This is a genomic window from Neisseria zoodegmatis, assembly GCF_900187305.1.
Classification (GTDB): Bacteria; Pseudomonadota; Gammaproteobacteria; order Burkholderiales; family Neisseriaceae; genus Neisseria; species Neisseria zoodegmatis.
The window spans coordinates 1,515,630-1,535,633 of sequence record NZ_LT906434.1 but is presented as its reverse complement, the minus strand read 5'-3'; the positions used below and the strand labels follow the sequence as shown (position 1 = coordinate 1,535,633).

Here is a 20,004-nt window from a genome sequence, read left to right as displayed (position 1 = left end):
ATTAACCAAACAACTGCCTGCGTTGTATTTTTACTGCGGATATTATGATGCAGGGCGGTATGTGTTCTTAATAATCGTGCCAATGTTTGCGTCTGAAAAAACGGCGGATTATACGGAAAAACGCTTGTTTTTTCAATGTTCAATCATAAAGTGAGGCCGTCTGAAAAAAGTTTTTCAGACGGCCTCATCTATTATGCTTTATCAAGCAATGCAGGCAAATTATTCGGCAAAGTATTGTTTTTGAACTTTGTCGTAATCGCCGTTTTCACGCACTTTTTTCAGGGCGTCGTTCAGCATGTTCAAAGTGGCGGTATCGCCTTTGCGTACGGCAATGCCGTAGTTTTCCACTTCAAAATCAGGCGGGGTAATCACGTTGAAGCCTTTGTTGCCGTTGTTTTTCACATAGTTGCCGACAACCGCGCTATCGGAAATCACTGCATCCAAACCGCCGTTTTCAAGTTCTTTGATCACGAGCGGCAGGGTCTCGAAGCGGGCGATTTTGGGGCTGTCGTTACCCAAGATTTTAGAAGCGGCGAGGTCGCCTGTTTGGCCGGTTACCACACCGACTTTTTGGCTGTTTTTCAGATCGTCGATGGATTTGATGTCTTTACCTTTTTGCACCAAAATCACTTGGGTAATTTTGAAATACGGATCAGAAAAGTCCATCGTTTGTTTGCGGTCGTCGGTGATGGTGATGGCGGAAAGCAGAATGTCCACATCGCCGTTGGCAAGGCCGGGGAAGAGGCTGTTCCACGGTTGGTGTTTGTATTCCACTTTGAAATTGCCGGCTTTGGCCATGGCGTTCATCAGGTCGATATCAAAGCCTTGAATCTCGTTGTTGCTGTTTTTGGATTCAAAAGGGGCAAATTCAGCATTGGTGGCAACGCGGTAAACTTTTTCACCGGCAGCGGCCGTTTGTTTGTTGTCGCTGCTTTGGCCTCCACAAGCGCTTAAAGCAAATGCCGAGCAGGCAACGGCTGCGGCAATCCATTTTTTCATATTCATTTGATTCTTCCTGATAAAAGAGTGAAAAATTGATTTTAACATAGGCTAATAAAAATACACATATTTTGATGTTGCGCAATGTCACTCGAGGCCGCCTGAAAACGTTTAGGCAAACTGGTTTTCAGACGGCCTGAGCATTGATGGTGTATTTTTTAAAAACGACGTTTCAGCTGACAAGCCTGCATGATGCTCACGGCCAATTCTTCCACCGATTTATCCGTGGTGTTGGTAAAAGGAATGGAGTGCGCACGGAACATGCTTTGTGCGTCGGCTACTTCGCGGCGGCAAGTAGTGAGCTGCGAATAGTTGGAGTCCGGTCGGCGCTCGTGGCGGATGGCTTGCAGGCGCTCGGGCTGGATGGTTAGGCCGAATAATTTGTGTTTGTACGGTTTTACCATGCGCGGCAGGTCGCTGCTTTCCAAATCTTCGGGAGTTAACGGATAGTTGGCAGCACGGATGCCGTATTGCAGGGCGAGATACAGGCAAGTAGGGGTTTTGCCTGAACGGGAAACGCCCATCAAAATAACGTCTGCGTCTTTTAAATCTTTGCCGCTGATGCCGTCGTCGTGGTTTAAAGAGAAATTCACCGCTTCCATACGGGCATCGTAGCGTTCGGTGTCGCCAATGCCGTGGGTACGGCCTACCGAATGCCGCGCCCGCAAGCCCAGCTCGCGCTCAATCGTGCCTAAGAAAGCATCGAAAAAGCTGAGATGCAAACCTTGGCAGGTTTTGATAATCGTGCGGATTTCGTCGTTGATGATGCTGGTAAATACCAATGGCCGCAGGCCGCTGTCTGAAGCGGCGGCATTGATGATTTGCACCATTGCGCGCGCTTTTTCGGGCGTATCGACAAAGGGGTAGGTTGCTCTTTTGAAATTCACTCCCTCGAATTGATCCAGCAGGGCTTCACCCATGCTTTCGGAAGTGATACCTGTGCGGTCGGAAATAAAAAAAGCAGAACGGCGTGCCATTATGGTTCCTTTTTATAATGAGTTATTGATTTGGTTAGGATGCCTTCAGACAATACCGCCGTATCATAAGGCCATCTGAAAATGTAAGTCAAAGCAAACCTTGATTCGTTGCTGTCCGCCGGAGTGGGTGAGTAAGTGCAATACGGTCTTCAAAAACTACATCAAACTACAATTAAAATCAAAAAATTTTTAAACGCACATTTTTTACAATAAATTCATTATTATTGAAACAATATGCCAATATGAGCAGTTTAAATATCTATTGGAAATATGCTGTTTTAAACCAAACCCTATATTTAACAAGGGTTAATAGGATTTCAAACGGTTTTGTATAATTTATTTCAAGAGACTACATATCCGGCTTCCCGCAATTTTTCAGACGGCATCAGCCATTCTTTCGCAATAAAACACATGACACTGCGGGTTTGAGTGGTTAGAATACCCCCGCGAGATTTATTTCTTTTTTAACTTGTTTAATGGATTTAAAAATGGCTGCAAATTACGTGATTTGGTTTGAAAACCTGCGCATGACTGATGTAGAGAGCGTAGGCGGTAAAAACGCCTCTTTGGGCGAAATGATCAGTCAGCTTACTGAAAAAGGCGTGCGCGTACCCGGAGGTTTCGCTACGACCGCAGAAGCTTACCGTGCTTTTTTGGCACATAACGGTCTCAACGAACGTATCTCTGCAGCCCTTGCAGCTTTGGATGTGGAAGACGTTACCGAATTGGCGCGCGTAGGTAAAGAAATCCGCCAATGGATTCTCGACACACCATTCCCAGAGCAATTGGATGCCGATATTAAAACCGCTTGGGATAAGATGGTAGCCGATGCCGGTACCGATAAAATTTCCGTAGCGGTACGTTCTTCCGCCACCGCAGAAGATTTGCCGGACGCCTCTTTTGCCGGCCAACAAGAAACCTTCCTGAATATCAATGGCTTGGAAAACGTTAAAGAAGCAATGAAACATGTATTCGCTTCTTTATATAACGACCGAGCCATTTCTTATCGCGTACACAAAGGCTTTGCCCACGACGTGGTTGCCTTGTCTGCCGGCGTTCAACGCATGGTGCGTTCAGACAGCGGTGCGGCAGGTGTGATGTTCTCTATCGACACAGAATCCGGCTTTGAAGACGTTGTATTCGTTACCGCTTCTTACGGCTTGGGCGAAACCGTCGTACAAGGTGCGGTAAACCCTGACGAGTTTTATGTACACAAGCCTACATTGAAAGCAGGCCGTCCGGCCATTTTGCGCAAAACTATGGGCTCGAAACTGATCAAAATGACGTTTACCGAGCAAGCTCAAGCGGGTAAATCCGTGCAAGTGGTTGATGTGCCTCAAGAAGACCGCAAAGCGTTCTCTATCAGCGACGAAGAGATTACCGAGCTGGCCAAATACGCTTTGATCATTGAAGAGCATTACGGCCGTCCGATGGATATCGAATGGGGTCGCGACGGTACCGACGGCAAGCTATACATTTTGCAAGCGCGCCCTGAGACCGTGAAATCTCAAGAAGACAATACCCGCAGCCTGCGTCGTTACAGCATCAGCGGCGACAAAAAAGTATTGTGCGAAGGCCGTGCCATCGGTCAAAAAGTCGGCCAAGGTAAAGTACGTTTGGTCAAAGACGCTTCTCAAATGGATACCGTTCAAGCCGGCGATGTGTTGGTAACCGACATGACCGACCCGGATTGGGAGCCGGTAATGAAACGTGCGTCTGCTATCGTGACCAACCGCGGCGGACGTACCTGTCACGCGGCGATTATTGCCCGCGAACTCGGCATTCCTGCCGTAGTAGGCTGCGGCGATGCCACCGGCGTGCTTTCAGACGGCCAAGAAGTAACCGTATCGTGCGCAGAAGGCGACACCGGTTTGATTTACGACGGTTTGCTGAATGTGGAAGTAACCGATGTGGCTTTGGACAATATGCCCAAATCACCGGTAAAAATCATGATGAACGTCGGCAACCCCGAATTGGCCTTCAGCTTCTCAAGCCTGCCCAACGAAGGTATCGGCCTGGCGCGCATGGAATTCATCATCAACCGTCAGATCGGTATCCACCCCAAAGCGTTGTTGGAGTTTGACCGCTTAGATGCTGATTTGAAAAACGAAATTTCCGACCGCATCGCAGGCTATGCTTCTCCGGTAGCGTTTTACGTTGATAAAATTGCCGAGGGTGTAGCGACATTGGCTGCGTCTGTTTATCCGCGCAAAGTCATTGTACGTATGTCGGATTTCAAATCAAACGAATACGCCAATCTGGTTGGCGGTAATCTCTACGAACCGCACGAAGAAAACCCGATGTTGGGCTTCCGCGGTGCCGCCCGCTATGTATCGGATGATTTCAAAGACTGCTTCGCTTTAGAATGCCAAGCTTTGAAACGCGTTCGCGACGAAATGGGATTGACCAACGTCGAAATCATGATTCCTTTCGTGCGCACCCTCAACGAAGCCGAAGCGGTAATCAAAGCCTTGAAAGAAAATGGCTTGGAGCGCGGCAAAAACGGCCTGCGTTTGATCATGATGTGCGAACTGCCAAGCAATGCCTTGCTGGCCGAACAGTTCCTGCAATATTTTGACGGCTTCTCAATCGGCTCGAATGACATGACCCAGTTGACTTTGGGTGTTGACCGCGACAGCGGCGGCCCGATTGCTGGTACATTCGACGAGCGTAACCCCGCCGTTAAAGTAATGCTGCACTTGGCGATTTCTGCCTGCCGCAAACACAACAAATACGTGGGCATCTGCGGACAAGGTCCTTCGGATCACCCCGATTTTGCGAAATGGCTGGTAGAAGAAGGCATTGAAACCGTATCATTGAATCCTGATACCGTGATTGAAACTTGGCTCTACTTGGCTAAAGAGTTGAACAAGTAAGCCTTAAGTCCATCTGAAAAATGCCTTGTCTGTTTAGACAAGGCATTTTTGTTTTGAAACATTTGTGATGAAAACGATTTAGCAGAAGCGGCACGCACTGAAAACAGCATGCGGGCGGATATACAATCCACGCTTACGAATTCAAACGGCCCCTGAGCTGAAAGACGTTTCAGACGGCCTTTTAACCATTCCTTCAATCGGAAAATTGACAGCGGCCATCCTAACAAACCATCTCTTATCCGGCACATTCAAAAACGCCGGTCAATTTGTCGCCTTTGCCGGATTAAGTCCGCATCAAAGACAATCAGGAACAAGCGTCAATGCCAAAGGCGGCATAACCCGTTTTGGCAACAGACGTTTGCGAGCCGCATTATATATGCCTGCTATGGTCGCTTACGCTCGCGGATACTTTCCCGAATTTACAAAGCGGCTGAAACAAAAGAAGAAAAAATCAAAAGTCATTATCACGGCTATCATGCGAAAACTGGCAGTTATCGCCTTTAATCTTTACAAAAATAAAACAACGTATCAGCCGGAACGTTATAAGGCCGTCTGAAAACGTAACGCAAAATAACAAAACGGGTATTGCCTGAAAGTCAAGCAAAACCCGTTTAAAATAGTTACGCCCATCAAAAATGACACAATAAAATAATCAATAAGATTAGCAACTTACAAATTCATGTAAAAATACCTGTTGAATATTAAAGTAGCATCTCAAGTTTTGAGAGCTAAAAGTAAGCTCTAAATTGAAAACCCTTTATGAAATGAAAACACGCTAAGTTAACGGACTACTGCTTCCGATGCTTTTTCCAGCCCAAAGTTTAAAGATTCCACCATCGCTTTATAACCGTCGCCGTGTTGTTCTGTTTCAACGTGAAAGGGGCGGCTCTGGCCATTCGGCCAAAGTGCATAGCCGCTGACGAATGTTTTGCCTTGATAGCTTCCTTGAAAAGCTTCCACATAAATTTTCAGCGTTTGCGAACTGCTGCTGCGTGCTGCGGGCACAAATGTGTAGTTCGGATTCAATCGGTTCAGCTTGTTACTGAAACCAGAAGCCAAAGCGTTATCGAGTGCGACTGCCCACAAGTGGTTGCGGGCGAAGTTCACATGATAGGCATCGGTTTGATAAACCAAGCCGCCGTTGTTTAGAGGTTCTGCCAGATAAACGCGCACGGCGACTTCATTGCTGCTTCGGCCGGGGTGGATGTATTGGCTGTCGGGCAAGGTAAAGTATTGCGGCACGGGGGTGGCGCAGGCGCTTAATGCGAGTAGGGCGCCAATCACTATCAATTTACGCATCAGCGGCTTCCTTTCGGGATGGGGTCTTTAACATTGCTGTTAAAAATTAATGAATTGGGTTTTTCTTTTAACGTGTTGATGACGGGCTGGGCTTCTTTCAGCGTTTTATCAATGCTTTGCAGGGTTGTTTGAACATCGCTGTAAAGAGGCGATTGCGGCGAAATACCTTGCAATGCTTGGCGCAGTTCGTGCAGAGTTTTATTCAACTCGTTAGGAATGCTTTGGGTTTGCGGTTTGCTGATTAAGGCATTGGCAGAATTGAGCGTGGCTTTCAGCTCGCGCAATGAGCCGTTCAACTCGCCCACGGTTTTTTCCAGCGGTAGTTTGTTGAATTTTTCCAAGAGGCTGCCAAGCTGGTCTTGCAGATTATCCAAACCGCCGCCGCGGCTGGCAATCACGACATTGCCGTTGTAATTGGCAAAAGGCTTGAGCTTGCTGCTGCTTGAGAGATTGTCGTCCAATTCGATCATCTTGCTGCCGGTAAGCAGGCTGTCGCTGGTTAAGGTGGCGGTAAGCCCTTTGTTTAAGGCCGTCTGAAAACGGTCGCGCCAATATGCTTGGCTTTGGGCTTCGGCGTTGATTTCCATGCGGTCGGGTTCGATGCGGATGCGCACGGGAATCCAGCCGTTGTCCAGCAGCTTCAGGCTGTCGTTTTGGGCGAAATAGGGCACGTCGGCTACTGCGCCGATATTGATGCCTTTGTATTCGACCGGCGCACCGGGTTTAAGCCCGCGCACGCTTTGTTTGAAAAATGCGGTGTAATACAGAGAACGCTCGCTCGGCAGGTTTTCTACTTCGTTGCGGTTGTTGTACACCGTGAACGTATCTTCGTTGACGGCCGGTTCGCCTTTATCTCCGCCAATCGGTGCTGAGAAGGAAATCGAACCGGAAAGCAGCGCGGCAATGGGGGCTGATTCTATCCGCACGCCGCCGCCGGTCGCTTCGATTTGAATGCCGTTTTGCAGCCAGAATTGACTGTTTTTACCGACCAGTTTGTCGTTGGGGCTTTTGATGAATATGGTGTAATGAACGGTTTGTTCTTTAGGATTGAAATCGGCGCTTTCTACCACACCGACGCTGAAATCTTCATATAAAACCGGGCTGCCTACGCTGATCATTTTGTCGTTTTTGCCGACCAGTTTCAGGCGTAGGCCGTGCTGGCCGATGGCGGTAATCGGCGGAATATCCGAAACTTCGAAGCGGTATTGGGTTTCTTCGCTTTTGCCGGGGGTGAAAGCGATGTAAGAGCCGGAAACGAGTGTGGTCAGGCCGGAAATGCCGCTTTCGTCGATGCGCGGTTTGACTACCCAAAATTGGGTGTCTTTGCGCATCATGTCTTTTGCGTCGGCGGTAAGGCGCACAGTAACTTCCACGCCTTTGCGGTCTTTTTGCAGGCCGATATGGGTTACCCGGCCGACTTCGACGCTAAGCACTTTCACCACCGTATTATTGACTTCGATGCCGTCTGCGCTGTCCATCAACAGGGTTACTTCCGGCCCTTTATTGCGGATTTCTTTCATCAGCAGCCAACCGCCTACCAAAAAGGCGATTAAGGGTATCAGCCAGATAACAGAGGTAAATACATTGGTTTTGCGCACCACGGCAGGCACGGGTTTATATTCGTTTTGATGGTGGTTATTCATATTCGGCGTGTTTTACCGTCAGCTTTTCAGACGGCCTCTTGATGTTGGCTTGGTGGTTACGGGCTTTGTCCCACAATAAACGCGGGTCGAAAAAATAAGCGGAAAGCATGGTCAGCAGCACGACCAAACAGAAATATACTGCAGCCGGCCCCGGCACAACCCGTGCCACATGGGTGTGGAAAGAACTCATTAAAATAATGATGACGAAAATATCAATCATCGACCATTTGCCGATGGATTCGGTAAAGCGGTAAATCCGCAGCATGGTTTTGGCACCGGCAGGCAGGCCGTAGCGTGCACTCAGGTTCAAAACCAGCAGCAAAACGATTTTCGCACCGGGTACCAAAATGCTGGCACTGAAGATAATCGCGGCAATCAGTTTGTCGCCTTCGTCCCACATATACACGATGCCGTTGAGAATGGTGTTGATCTGCACCGTGGTGGGATTGGATGAAATCATAATCGGCAGAAGGTTGGCCGGAATATACAGCACGACGGCGGCCATTAAGAAAGCCATCGACACGGCAATGCTTTTGGGGCGGCGCTCATACAGATCGGCACCGCACACGCCGCAGGTAGGCTCTTCGCGGTTGCGGAAATAAAGACAGCGGCTGCAACACACCCGCTCTTCCGAGGCCGTCTGAATGGTGTTTCTGCCTAAAATGCGGTGGATTTTATAATATACCCAATGTTGTGGAATCGACACGGAAGTGCGGATCAGCAGCACGGCCAAGCCGAACATCAAATAAAACGCCGCACCGTATTCGACTTCTGCAACAGAAGAAAGTTTGATGTGTGCCACCAGCGTAGAAATGAAAAATACGTCCACCATAATCCAGTGCCTTAAACGCACCAAAGTGCGCGTTGCCGTGCGCAATCCCGGATAAGCCTTGTCTTGCCACAAAGCCGTGTACACATAAAGACACAACAGTAAAAAAAGCAGCGGCGTGCCGAATGTGAGCACAAACATCACTTCCGCCAAGAAACCGAAATCAAGCAGAATCAGCTTTTTCATCATCGACGGCAGTGACTGGATAGACGTTACGCCCGCCATCGTAACCGTAACAAACATCATCGTGTAAACGAAACCCATCAACACCAAAGAAGCCGTTGCATAGGCCAAAGGCGCGATATACGGGTTTTTCTCCACTTCCACCACCTCATAGCCGCAATTGGGGCAATGCGCTTCCTGCCCCTGATGCAAACGCGGCAATTCCATACGCTGCCCGCATTCGGGGCAGTCGAGCGTATGGGCGGGGAGGGCCATATGACGTTGCAGGGTGTGGTAACGCCACCAGCGGCGGTATTGTCGGACAGCTTTCACAGTTATTCAGACGGCCTCGTAAAAGCACGGGCGGAGAAATCAAACAGGTGTGTATTATAACTGAAAACAGCAAAATACATTTTAGCGAAACCTGCTTGGCGGGTTTGGGTGAAGCTCACACAGTTCGCTTTAGCGAAACTCGCGAAGCTCGTTTTAGCGAAGCTCACATAGTTTGCTTTCAGACGGCCTCAAATTCCCACATCACGCCAACACCATACTCACGCTTTCGGGCATTCCTGTTACAATTCGCATCTTAATCAAAACACTCGACTTCCCACACAGGAAAACGCATGAGCGAAAACATTTTAATTACCGGCTCCAACCGCGGCATAGGCAAGGCCGTTGCCTTGGGGCTGGCTGAAGACGGCTACGATATTGTGGTGCACTGCCGCAGCCGTCGCGAAGAAGCAGAAGCTGTTGCCGAAGAAATACGCGCATTGGGCAGACAAGCACGCGTATTGCAGTTCGACGTATCCGACCGCCAACAGGCGCGGGAAATCCTGACGGCCGATATCGAAGCCAACGGCGCTTATTACGGCGTGGTGCTGAATGCCGGCTTAACGCGCGACAATGCGTTCCCTGCTTTTGAAGATGAAGACTGGGATCAAGTGCTGCGCACCAATTTGGACGGCTTTTATAACGTTTTGCACCCCGTAATCATGCCGATGATACGCCGCCGCAAAGCCGGGCGCATCGTGTGTATGTCTTCCGTATCCGGCCTTACCGGCAATCGCGGACAAGTCAATTACAGCGCATCGAAAGCAGGCATTATCGGTGCGGCCAAAGCATTGGCGGTGGAGTTGGCCAAACGCAACATCACCGTAAACTGCGTTGCTCCCGGTTTGATCGACACCGAAATTGTCGATGAGCATGTGCCCGTGGACGAAATTTTGAAAGCCATACCCGCTGCACGGATGGGTTTGCCTGAAGAAGTAGCCCATGCCGTACGCTTTTTGATGGATAAAAAAGCCGCCTACATCACGCGGCAGGTTATTGCAGTAAACGGAGGTTTATGTTGAAACGGGTAGTCATCACAGGCATAGGCGGCATCACAGCCTTCGGACGCGACTGGCACACCATTCAGACGGCCTTCAAACGCAAACGCAACGCCGTGCGCAACATGGGCTGGCAAGAGCAGTTTCCCGATTTGGAAGCCAATCTGGGCGCTCCCGTGCCCGACTATGCACCGCCCGCGCATTGGACACGCAAACAGTTGCGCAGCATGGGGCGGGTGTCTTATCTCTGCGTCGATGCGGCCGAACAAGCTCTAACCGATTCCGGGCTTTTGGGAGACGAGTCGATTAAAGACGGGCGCATGGGTGTGGCCTGCGGTTCTTCAACCGGCAGCACCAAAGACATCCGCGACCTCGGCGAACTGCTGCTTACCGGCACTTCGCGCAATTTCAGCGCCAACACCTATGTACGCATGATGCCGCACACCACGGCAGCCAATGTCGGCATCTTTTTCGGGCTTACCGGCCGCATTATTCCCACCTCCAGCGCCTGTTCGTCGGGCAGCCAAGGCATAGGCTATGCTTACGAAGCGATTAAATACGGCATGATCGACATGATGCTTGCCGGCGGCGGCGAAGAGTTTTGCCCGTCGGAAGTGTATGTGTTCGACTCGCTCTATGCCGCCAGCCGCCGCAATGACGAGCCTGAAGCCACTCCGCGTCCTTACGACGCGGGCCGCGACGGCTTGGTAATCGGCGAGGGGGCAGGGATGTTGGTTTTGGAAGAGTTGGAACACGCCAAAGCGCGCGGTGCCAAGATTTACGCGGAGATTGTCGGCTATGGCGCCAACAGCGACGGCACCCATGTGACCCAGCCTCAAAAAGACACTATGCGCCGCTGCATGGAGTTGGCGCTGAAAGATGCCGGCATCAAACCCGAGCAGGTAGGCTACGTTAACGGGCACGGAACCGCTACCGAAAAAGGCGATATAGCCGAAACATTGGCAACCGAGGCTGTGTTCGGCCACGTTCCCATGAGTTCGCAAAAAAGCTATTTCGGCCACACTTTGGGCGCGTGCGGTGCGTTGGAATCTTGGTTCTCGATTGAAATGATGAACGGCGGCTGGTTTGCGCCCACCATCAATCTCGAGAATATCGATCCGCTGTGCGGCAAAGTGGACTACATCCGCGGCGACGGACGTGAAATCCGTACCGATTATGTGATGAACAACAACTTTGCCTTTGGCGGTGTAAACACTTCATTAATCTTCAAGCGTTGGCAGGAATAAAACGCATCGGCTAAGCCACAGCCACAGCAATATAGCCAACATACATTTTCAGACGGCCTCAAGCAGTTTTTATAAGCTGCTTGAGGCCGTCTGAAAATCTAATTGCCGCTTCAATCTTGGTTATTCAGCTTCCGGCAAATCCATCGCCAATACGGTTTGTTCCTGCTTTTCACGGAACGCCGCAAGTTTCTGCGCCAGTTCGGGATTTTCGTTGGCCAACATGGAAACGGCAAAAAGGGCGGCATTGGCGGCGCCGGCTTCTCCGATGGCAAAAGTGGCGACAGGCACGCCTTTCGGCATCTGAACGATGGATAACAACGAATCTTCGCCGCACAGGTATTTACTCGGCACGGGTACACCCAAGACCGGCACGGTGGTTTTGGCCGCCACCATGCCGGGCAGGTGGGCGGCACCGCCGGCGCCGGCGATAATCGCTTTGATACCGCGTTCACGGGCGGTTTCGGCGTATTTAAACATTAAGTCGGGCGTGCGGTGTGCAGACACGACACGCGCTTCAAACTCAACGCCGAAGTCTTTCAAAAACTGTGCCGCATGCTGCATAACCGGCCAGTCGCTGTTGCTGCCCATGATGATGCCTACCTGTATCATATGTTTTCCTTGTGGATAAAAAATCGGAAATTTGTTGGGTGTTGAAGACCGGAGAATCGGATGATCCCCCGGCTTTTTTATTAATAGACGCTTAACTAAATCAGCGTTTTTTCAATTCGCCGTAAGCACGCTTGGCTGAAGCGCTGTCGGGATAAATCTGAATCAGCTTCCGCCAAGTATCGCGGGCAATGTCTTGCTGCTGCATACGGTATTGGCATGAACCGACGCTAAACAAGGCTTCTGCGGCTTGCGAGGAATTGCGGAAGCGGGTGGCGAAGCGGTTGCCTATATTGATTACGGATTCGCAGTTCCCCAAGTTTTGATGGCTCTGCATCAGCAGATACATGCTTTGCCTGTCGGTGTCGCCGCCGTTGCCGCCGCCGTCTACGCCTTTAAGCAAGGCCACAGCTGCGGCATAGTTTCCGCTTTTATATTGCTTTAAAGCCTGCTCGTATTGTGACGACTGTGCCGCCGAACGGGTCGGCTCTGCCGCGACTGCATTTGCCTGATTGCCGGAAGAGCGGTTTTGCGTGCTGCGTCGAACGGCAGAACGGCGTTCGAGTTGGCGGACGCGGGTTTTCAAACTCTCGACTTCTTTTTCAAGGCGCGCTACTTTGATGCCCAAACTGTCGATTTGGACTTGCGCGTCAGGTTCGGGATAGGGAATGGCGTTGTTTTTGCTTTGCTTGTCGTCGGGAGCGGGAGCAGGCGGCGTCATGCTGACACAGGCACCCAGCAGAAACGTGCCGAATAACGGGACGGTAAATTTGAAATTCATCATCATGACCTCGCATTACTTTTTGAGCAGAAGGGTCAAACCGTCGCCCACGGGGAGCGTGATGGGAATGATGCGTTTGTCTTGAGGCAGGCTTTCATTGAACGCCTGCAAAATGCCGAGAGCCGGCGGGCTGTTTTCATCAGCGGGATCCAACACTCTGCCGCCGAGCAAAACGTTGTCGATGGCAATCACGCCGCCGCTGCGCACGAGCTGTAAACAGCGTTCGTAATATTCCGGCGTAGGCGATTTGTCGGCATCGATCAGGGCTATATCGTAAGTGCCTGCTTCGCCTGCGTCGATCAGGTCGTCCAGCGTCAATAAAGCGGGCTGGAGATGCAGGGTGATTTTGTGTTCGACCCCGGCTGTCTGCCAAGTTTCACGGGCAATATCGGTAAAGGTAACGTTGATGTCGCAAGCGGTAACGGTGCCGTGGGGCGGCAAAGCCAAAGCCATGGCAGTACTGCTGTAACCGGTAAACACGCCCACTTCCAAATAGCGTTCGGCGCGTATCAGCCTTGCCAGCCAAGTCAGCAGTGCGGCTTGGGCAGGGGCTATGGCCATTTTGCCGAGACGGTGTGTGGCCATGCGTTCGCGTAAGGCGGTTAGGTCAGGGTGTTCTACTTCGCCGATGCGGTTGAGATAGGCGCCGAGTTTAGGGTCGATATTGTGTATGTGGGTTGCCATTGAAAGTTAGGCCGTCTGAAAACTCAGTCGGGCTGGTAGGCATAGGGTTTTTTAGGCAGCTTGGCAGCTTCAAATCCGGCTTGTTCTTCGGGATTTAATTCCACATCCCACAACAAACCGCGGTTTTTCAGGCGTTGTTCTGCTTCTTCGGGATGCTTGGCGATGTATTCTTCGAGAAATTGGGTGGCATCTGATTTGTAGTGGTACATTTTGTTCTCCGAATGGATGGGCGTGGTGTGTATCGTATAAGCTAAATTATATTATAGCTTGATACCTTTGCAAAATCCTTATCTGCGGTGCATTGCGGCAGTTACGCGGTTGTGCGTATGACGGAATTTCAGATGGCAGGCCTATTGCCGAAAATGTGAACAAGCCTGCGGTGTTTTTGAGGTAAAACAGCAAGCTCAATTTCAATCGGGTATAATACGCCGTTTTGTTTTTTCAGGCTTTTTACCGTGGCCGTCTGAAACCTTTGCAGAAAGGCTTGTGTGCAGGCTTTTCTGCAAAGGTTCAGGCGTTTCAGACGGCATGATTTTGAAATGGTTGATTGATATATGTTGAAAAAATGGCTGCATAAGGTGTTGCCCGGCAAATCGGGCAAGCCTCGTGCGCGTAAAGAAGTGATTCCGTTTACCGAGCACCGCATCAGTGCCGATATGTTGAGTTTTGCAGCTGAGAAAGTTGTCCGCCGCTTGCACAATGAAGGTTTTGAGGCGTATGTGGTCGGCGGTGCCGTGCGAGATTTGCTGCTCGGCATGGAACCCAAAGATTTTGATGTGGCGACCAATGCTACGCCCGAGCAGATACGCAAAGTGTTCCGCCGCAGCCGTATTATCGGACGACGCTTTCAGATTGTGCATGTGATGATCGGGCCGGAAACGATTGAGGTGACGACCTTCCGCAGCGGCGGTAAGGTGCAACACAACGAACACGGCCGCATTATGAAAGACAATGCGTACGGCTCGATGGAAGAAGATGCCATGCGTCGCGATTTTACCTGCAACGTTTTGTATTACGACCCGATCCGTCAGCAGATTATCGACTTCCACCACGGCGTATCGGATGTTTTGGCGCGCAAGCTGGTAATGATCGGCAATCCTGCCGAACGCTATCAGGAAGACCCTGTGCGCGTGCTGCGGGCGGTGCGTTTGTCGGGCAAGCTCGGTTTTGAAGTGGAGCAGGAAACTGCCGCGCCGATTGCGGAGTATGCAGGCCGTCTGAAACAAGAGCCGGTAGCGCGTTTGTTTGATGAAATCATGAAGCTGCTGTTTTCGGGCTATGCTTCGAGCTGTTTGGCGCAGTTTGACAAACTCGGCGTGCGGGAAAATATCCATCCGATTTTATCCGCCTTGCTGAAAGCGGCGAAAGACGGGCAGGGCATTGCCGCAGCCGCTTTGCGCAATACCGACGAGCGTTTGCGTGCCGATAAATCGGTGTCAGTGGGCTTTGTGCTGGCGGCGGTAATGTGGCCGCAACTTGATTCGCGCTGGCAGAAAAACATCAAAAGCGGTCTGAAATCTGCTCCGGCGCTCACTCAAGCCATCAACGATTTGCGCGATATGGAAAAAGGTTGGGGCGTGCCGCAGCGTTTTTCGGCAACAATGCGCGAAATCTGGCAGCTGCAACCACAATTTGAAAACCGCAAAGGCGCCCGTCCGCATCGTTTGTTGGCACAACAGCGTTTCCGTGCCGCCTATGATTTTCTTCTGCTAAGGGCGGAAACAGGCCATGCCGATCCCGAGTTGGCGCACTGGTGGACGGCGTTCCAACACGCAGACGATACGCTGCGGCTGGAAATGACGGCTTCACAACGCGACCAAGGCGCAAAATCCGGCGATGAAGCCAAGCGCAAGCGCCGCCGCAAACCGAGAAAGAAAAAAGAGGTTTCGCATGAGGCCGTCTGAAAAAGTACAGCAGCCGCAATGGAAACTGACTTTGATGTTCCGCGAATATTGCAGCTTGTGCCACAAAATGCGCGATGCTTTACAGCCTTTTCAAGCGGAATACGGGTTTGCGCTGGATGTGGTTGATGTGGACGACGATCCTATTTTGGAAGAAAAATACAACGAATTGGTGCCTGTATTGCTGGATGGCGATGTTGAAATCTGCCACTGGTTTTTAGATGAAACCAAGTTACGGGCGCATTTGGACGCAAAGGCCGTCTGAAAAAAAGCCGGAGCCGCATATCAGCAGCTCCGGCTTTTTCAGACGGCATCATCGCTGTATTATTTTCCGTTTACCGTAATCACGCCGAATAAGTCAGTAAGCTTGGCAAGCAACGCCGAAGCTTTGTGCAAACGGCATTATATTTTGCAGATTTTAAAGTTTGCTTACGCTGATTTATAGTTAAATGTGGCGCAAGTCTGTCATGACATTGAAAGGAAAGAGATGAAAACATTAACGGCCGTTTTATTTGCCGTACCCGTTGCCATTGTGGCGCCTTATGCCGCCGCCCAAACCCAACAGCATCCGGCGCAAGCCCAGCTTCAGCAGAATATAGACGCAGTGTTGAAAGTGGTGCGCAACAAGGGCTTGAGCGAGCAGCAGAAAATCAAACAAATTGAGCGCTATGCCGACAATTATCTCGATTACCAACGCATTTCCGCTCTGGCCGTCGGCCTGCCGTGGAAAGAGTTCAGCCCCAAGCAAAAAACCGAATTTATTTCGGCGTTTAAAGAAATGATTATCTCCATGTACGCCCATTCGGCTTTGATGGGGGCGGAAAAAGCGCAAGTGAAGGTGCTGCCGAAGATGGTAGATAACGGCAAAAACAAGGTTGATACTTATAGCGAAATCGTTACGCCCTCGGGCAAAAAATACGAAGTTTCTTACCAGTTTTACAAAGTCGGCTCCGTTTATAAGGTGTACAACATCCGCGTTGACGGCGTGAGCATGGTCACGGTGTACCGCAACCAGTTTAATGATTTGATCAAACAAAAAGGCATCGACGGCACGATTGCTACCGTCCGCGCTAAAGGTTTGAAGAAAGCCGAATCGCTGTAACTCGTTTTGAGCTTATATAAAATGAGGCCGTCTGAAAAAGATTTTTCAGACGGCCTTAATGTATAAACCGTGCATTTCATTTATAGATGGCTTATTTTTTTCTTTTTTACAAGCCATCGGGCAAATTACCTTGCAGGCGCCCCCGAGGCCGTCTGAAAATTACTTCTGGCAGTTCGGGCAATAAAATGTACCGCGTTGGCCAATGGTTTCTTTATGAATCAAACCGCCGCACTTTACGCAAGCTTGGTTGTGACGGCCGTAAACCGTGTATTCCTGCTGAAAGTAGCCGCTTTTCCCTTCGCTATCGACAAAATCACGCAGCGTGCTGCCGCCGGTTTCGATGGCACGCATCAGCACCGCCCGTATGTTGTCCACCAGCTTGGCGCATTCTTCTTCAGACACTCGGTTGGCTGGGCGTTTGGGCGAAATGCCTGATTTGAAAAGGCTTTCGTTTGCATAAATATTACCCACGCCTACCACCACGGCATTGTCCATCAAGGCCAGTTTCACGGCGCGTTTTTGCGTACTCAGTTTTGCGTGCAGATAAGCCGCATCGAATCCGCTTTCCAACGGCTCGGGCCCGAGCGATGTCAATAACGGATGGTGCTCGGCGGCGCCGGCAAACCATACCACCATACCGAAACGGCGCGGATCGTGATAGCGAAGAACCGTGCCGTTTTCAAACCTGATATCCACATGATCATGCTTGCCCGCATGTTCGATAAGGGGATGTTCCGCCGTGAAAATACGCAAACTGCCCGACATACCCAAGTGAATCAGCAATATGCCTGCGGGAAAATGAATCAGTAAATATTTTGCACGCCGAGTGCAGCTTAATACTTTTTGCGCATGAAGAATACCGGCCAAATCAGGCGTAACCGGCAAACGCAGTTTGGCTTGGCGCACCACAACATCGGCAACGGTTTGGTTTTCGATATGGGAGCGGATGCCGCGCAGCGTGGTTTCGACTTCGGGTAATTCAGGCATGGCAGGCTTTCATAAAAGAAACGGTTGACGGGGATGAAGAATCATATTTAAAGCAAACAAAAATTTGCAGGCCGTCTGAAAACAATCCATGCTGTTTTCAGACGGCCTGTGCCAGTGTTATGCCGATTATTTCCACACCAACAAAGCATGATTGCGCTTGCCGCGGCGGATAATCGTGTATTTGCCGAAGCGTTTGTGTTCGTTGGTAATCAGGTAAGCATCATCGGGCTTTTCGGCGGCGTGTTCGGGATTGTTGAACACGGCCGTTTCACCGTTGAGCAAAACCGCTTTGTTTTTCACAAACTCGCGCGCTTCTTTGTTTGACTTGGCCAAACCCGCAGTAATCAAGGCTTCCACCACATTCAGACGGCCTGATACCTCAAACGCGGGCAAGCCGTCCAAAGCGAGCTGTGCGTAGTCGCTTTCGGTTAAGCTGCTTTCGTCGCCGGAAAACAAGCTGGCAGAAATGCGTTGTGCCGCTTCCAAAGCCTCTTCGCCGTGAATCAGGCGGGTCATTTCTTCCGCTAAAATACGCTGAGCCTCCGGTTTCACGCCGCTGGCTTTGTCTTTTGCTTCGATGGCATCAATTTCTTCAACCGACAAGAACGTGAAGTATTTCAGGAATTTATACACATCAGCATCGGCTACTTTCAGCCAGAATTGGTAAAACTGGTAAGGCGAAGTTTTTTGCGCATCCAACCACACCGCGCCGCCTTCGGTTTTGCCGAATTTCGTGCCGTCTGATTTCGTTACCAACGGCAAAGTCAGGCCGTAAGCCGTTACCTTGTTGAGGCGACGGCACAAATCAATACCGCCGGTGATGTTGCCCCATTGGTCGGAGCCGCCGATTTGCAACACCGTGCCGTAGCGTTTGTTCAATTCGGCAAAGTCATAACCTTGCAGTAGCGCGTAAGCAAATTCGGTAAACGAAATGCCCACGTCGTCGCGCTCGATACGCTGCTTCACCGATTCTTTGTTCAACATCGCATTCACAGAAAAATGCTTGCCGATGTCGCGCAGGAAATCCAAACAGTTCATGCCGCCGAACCAATCGTAGTTGTTCGCCATAATCGCGGCATTGTCGCCCTCAAAACTCAAAAAAGGCTTGAGCTGGTTGCGGATTTTCTCCACCCAGCCCGCCACGGTTTCCGCCGTATTCAAACTGCGCTCAACCGCCTTAAAGCTCGGATCGCCGATCATACCCGTCGCACCGCCCACCAAAGCCACCGGCGTATGCCCGGCCAATTGGAAACGGCGCAAAGCCAGCACCGGCAGCAAATGGCCGATATGCAGACTATCGGCAGTAGGGTCGAAACCGCAATACAAAGCGATTTTTTGTTCGTTTAATAAAGCGTCTAAGGCTTCGGCATCAGTAGTTTGCGCGATTAAGCCGCGGGATTGGAGGTCTTGGATAACTGATTTCATAACAATGACTTAAATGATATTGTAAAAGTATTCAACTACTTATGCTAAAAATGTTGATATGGCTGCAAAGCGCGTACAATCGCATTAATCATGGCCCGCTGGTTTTCTGTTTGGCTGATATAAGCTTCATCTTGCTTATCCACAATCACACCAATTTCTAATAAAACTGCCGGCATAGTTGTTTGACGCAATACTGCCAGTTCATCATAACGATAAACGCCGTTTGTTTTATCTAACAATAAGCGGTTTTCGCCTGCAATGGGTTCTGCATGATGCAGTGTCGGCACACGCCCTAATCCACGCAACTCCTTTCCAATCGAAGCGGCGAGTTTTTGTGATTTTATGAATTCCGGATTCTTACCAGAAACAAACAACGAATACCCTCTGATAGGGCGGGTAGTTTGATAAACTTTCTGACCGTTATGCTCAACTTCCTGTAAATATTTTAGTTGGGCAGAGTCATGATGTATCGATAAGAAAATTACCGCACCATTTTTATTAGCAAGGGCCGCACGCTCGCTTAGACCAATCTCTTGTTCCGGAAGACGAGTAAGCATAACTTTCCAACCCGCCTTTTCCAACTCAGGCTGTAATTTACTGACAAACTGGTCGTTATAAACAACTTCATATTGCCCTTTTATGCCCAATGCACCTCCATGCTTGGGCGTATGGCCGGAATCCAAAACCAACAACGGATTTTCAGTTGCCCAAGCATTTAGTGATAACAATAAAAAGCAAATTATGCTAAAAATCTGATCTTTCATCGCCAACTACTACGTGTAATCATATCAGCGCGGCAATTACCAACTTTACATTCACGTAAACGGTCGCGAAGATATTCAGTACGTTCTTTATTCACACGATAATTACAGTCTACATTAATAGTGCCTGATTCAGGCTGACAAACTTCATCACGATATTTTATCCAACTATGCTGTGTTTCAACTAAGCCTTGTTTGGTTTTATTATTCACCGATGCAACTAAAGATTTATAAACACTATTTAATTCTTTATCTGATTCCATGAATAACTTGCCCATGCAATAAGTGCGATCATAAGAAGTTTTGTATTTATCACACTCATCAAAAGCCATTGCCTGACTTTGAACTCCTAACATCAATATAAAAGCACAAGATAATTTAACTAGCTTCATTCTAA

Annotated in this window: 20 protein-coding genes; 7 read left to right on the top strand and 13 right to left on the bottom strand. The window is 49.9% G+C overall.

The features are described from left to right. Positions 1-219: 219 nt before the first annotated feature. Together CKV66_RS07215 and ppsR are read right to left on the bottom strand one after the other, a co-directional pair. On the bottom strand, positions 220-1,005 hold the full coding sequence (locus CKV66_RS07215) for a basic amino acid ABC transporter substrate-binding protein (RefSeq protein WP_085362595.1): 786 nt from the start codon (positions 1,003-1,005) through the stop codon (positions 220-222). A gap of 152 nt (positions 1,006-1,157) precedes the next feature. Continuing rightward, positions 1,158-1,976 carry a posphoenolpyruvate synthetase regulatory kinase/phosphorylase PpsR gene (ppsR, locus tag CKV66_RS07210; RefSeq protein ID WP_085362596.1) on the bottom strand — a complete coding sequence of 273 codons (819 nt, stop codon included), beginning with the start codon at positions 1,974-1,976 and terminating at the stop codon, positions 1,158-1,160. Between the two features lie 488 nt (positions 1,977-2,464). Between ppsR and ppsA the strand changes: the two genes are divergently transcribed. After that, positions 2,465-4,852 carry a phosphoenolpyruvate synthase gene (ppsA, locus tag CKV66_RS07205; RefSeq protein ID WP_085362597.1) on the top strand — a complete coding sequence of 796 codons (2,388 nt, stop codon included), beginning with the start codon at positions 2,465-2,467 and terminating at the stop codon, positions 4,850-4,852. 205 nt (positions 4,853-5,057) lie between these two features. Continuing rightward, positions 5,058-5,408 carry a transposase gene (locus tag CKV66_RS07200; RefSeq protein WP_157739155.1) on the top strand — a complete coding sequence of 117 codons (351 nt, stop codon included), beginning with the start codon at positions 5,058-5,060 and terminating at the stop codon, positions 5,406-5,408. A 224-nt stretch (positions 5,409-5,632) separates the two neighbouring features. On the opposite strand, the gene CKV66_RS07195 is transcribed toward CKV66_RS07200, so the two are convergent. From CKV66_RS07195 to CKV66_RS07185, 3 genes are read right to left on the bottom strand one after another with little or no spacing between them, the layout of a single operon-like run. Next, a complete protein-coding gene (locus CKV66_RS07195; RefSeq protein WP_085362599.1) occupies positions 5,633-6,151 on the bottom strand; it encodes a PqiC family protein in 519 nt (172 codons plus the stop codon). Further along, positions 6,151-7,794 carry an intermembrane transport protein PqiB gene (gene pqiB / locus CKV66_RS07190; protein WP_085362600.1) on the bottom strand — a complete coding sequence of 548 codons (1,644 nt, stop codon included), beginning with the start codon at positions 7,792-7,794 and terminating at the stop codon, positions 6,151-6,153. The genes CKV66_RS07195 and pqiB overlap by 1 nt, the downstream gene beginning before the upstream one ends. Next, complete coding sequence (locus CKV66_RS07185) at positions 7,787-9,061, bottom strand: paraquat-inducible protein A (RefSeq protein WP_082402952.1); 1,275 nt, start codon at positions 9,059-9,061, stop codon at positions 7,787-7,789. The genes pqiB and CKV66_RS07185 overlap by 8 nt, the downstream gene beginning before the upstream one ends. Positions 9,062-9,408: 347 nt before the next feature. Here CKV66_RS07185 and fabG point away from each other — a divergent pair, with 347 nt between their 5' ends. Continuing rightward, positions 9,409-10,137: a 3-oxoacyl-ACP reductase FabG gene (gene fabG / locus CKV66_RS07180; protein ID WP_095197859.1), complete on the top strand. Its 729-nt coding sequence runs from the start codon at positions 9,409-9,411 to the stop codon at positions 10,135-10,137. Next, positions 10,131-11,360 carry a beta-ketoacyl-ACP synthase gene (locus CKV66_RS07175; protein WP_085362602.1) on the top strand — a complete coding sequence of 410 codons (1,230 nt, stop codon included), beginning with the start codon at positions 10,131-10,133 and terminating at the stop codon, positions 11,358-11,360. The genes fabG and CKV66_RS07175 overlap by 7 nt, the downstream gene beginning before the upstream one ends. Before the next feature lie 120 nt (positions 11,361-11,480). Here CKV66_RS07175 and purE read toward each other — a convergent pair whose 3' ends face one another. From purE to CKV66_RS07155, 4 genes are all read right to left on the bottom strand, one after another. Next, a complete protein-coding gene (gene purE / locus CKV66_RS07170) occupies positions 11,481-11,969 on the bottom strand; it encodes a 5-(carboxyamino)imidazole ribonucleotide mutase (RefSeq protein WP_085362603.1) in 489 nt (162 codons plus the stop codon). A gap of 100 nt (positions 11,970-12,069) precedes the next feature. After that, a complete protein-coding gene (locus CKV66_RS07165) occupies positions 12,070-12,747 on the bottom strand; it encodes a tetratricopeptide repeat protein (protein WP_085362688.1) in 678 nt (225 codons plus the stop codon). A gap of 15 nt (positions 12,748-12,762) precedes the next feature. Then, positions 12,763-13,431 (bottom strand): class I SAM-dependent methyltransferase, encoded by a 669-nt coding sequence (locus CKV66_RS07160; RefSeq protein WP_085362604.1) that lies wholly within the window; start codon positions 13,429-13,431, stop codon positions 12,763-12,765. A gap of 23 nt (positions 13,432-13,454) precedes the next feature. Next, positions 13,455-13,640 (bottom strand): DUF3460 family protein, encoded by a 186-nt coding sequence (locus CKV66_RS07155; RefSeq protein WP_085362605.1) that lies wholly within the window; start codon positions 13,638-13,640, stop codon positions 13,455-13,457. A 345-nt stretch (positions 13,641-13,985) separates the two neighbouring features. On the opposite strand from CKV66_RS07155, the gene CKV66_RS07150 reads away from it, so the two are divergent. The 3 genes from CKV66_RS07150 to CKV66_RS07140 all read left to right on the top strand — a co-directional run bounded on the left by CKV66_RS07150 (position 13,986) and on the right by CKV66_RS07140 (position 16,434). Further along, entirely contained in the window at positions 13,986-15,335 is a 1,350-nt protein-coding gene (locus CKV66_RS07150; protein WP_085362606.1) for a polynucleotide adenylyltransferase PcnB, read from the top strand. Next, the gene (locus CKV66_RS07145; protein ID WP_085362607.1) at positions 15,322-15,597 is read left to right on the top strand and encodes a glutaredoxin family protein; all 276 of its coding nucleotides are present in this window, start codon (positions 15,322-15,324) and stop codon (positions 15,595-15,597) included. Before CKV66_RS07150 ends, CKV66_RS07145 begins: the two co-directional genes overlap by 14 nt. A 222-nt stretch (positions 15,598-15,819) precedes the next feature. Then, complete coding sequence (locus CKV66_RS07140) at positions 15,820-16,434, top strand: MlaC/ttg2D family ABC transporter substrate-binding protein (RefSeq protein WP_085362608.1); 615 nt, start codon at positions 15,820-15,822, stop codon at positions 16,432-16,434. A 159-nt stretch (positions 16,435-16,593) separates the two neighbouring features. Here CKV66_RS07140 and mutM read toward each other — a convergent pair whose 3' ends face one another. From mutM to CKV66_RS07120, 4 genes are all read right to left on the bottom strand, one after another. Next, the gene (gene mutM / locus CKV66_RS07135; protein ID WP_085362609.1) at positions 16,594-17,421 is read right to left on the bottom strand and encodes a bifunctional DNA-formamidopyrimidine glycosylase/DNA-(apurinic or apyrimidinic site) lyase; all 828 of its coding nucleotides are present in this window, start codon (positions 17,419-17,421) and stop codon (positions 16,594-16,596) included. A gap of 126 nt (positions 17,422-17,547) precedes the next feature. Then, complete coding sequence (tyrS, locus tag CKV66_RS07130) at positions 17,548-18,846, bottom strand: tyrosine--tRNA ligase (RefSeq protein ID WP_085362610.1); 1,299 nt, start codon at positions 18,844-18,846, stop codon at positions 17,548-17,550. Between the two features lie 44 nt (positions 18,847-18,890). Further along, on the bottom strand, positions 18,891-19,610 hold the full coding sequence (locus CKV66_RS07125) for an N-acetylmuramoyl-L-alanine amidase (RefSeq protein WP_085362611.1): 720 nt from the start codon (positions 19,608-19,610) through the stop codon (positions 18,891-18,893). After that, positions 19,607-19,999 (bottom strand): lysozyme inhibitor LprI family protein, encoded by a 393-nt coding sequence (locus CKV66_RS07120; protein WP_085362612.1) that lies wholly within the window; start codon positions 19,997-19,999, stop codon positions 19,607-19,609. Before CKV66_RS07120 ends, CKV66_RS07125 begins: the two co-directional genes overlap by 4 nt. Between the last annotated feature and the right edge of the window lie 5 nt (positions 20,000-20,004).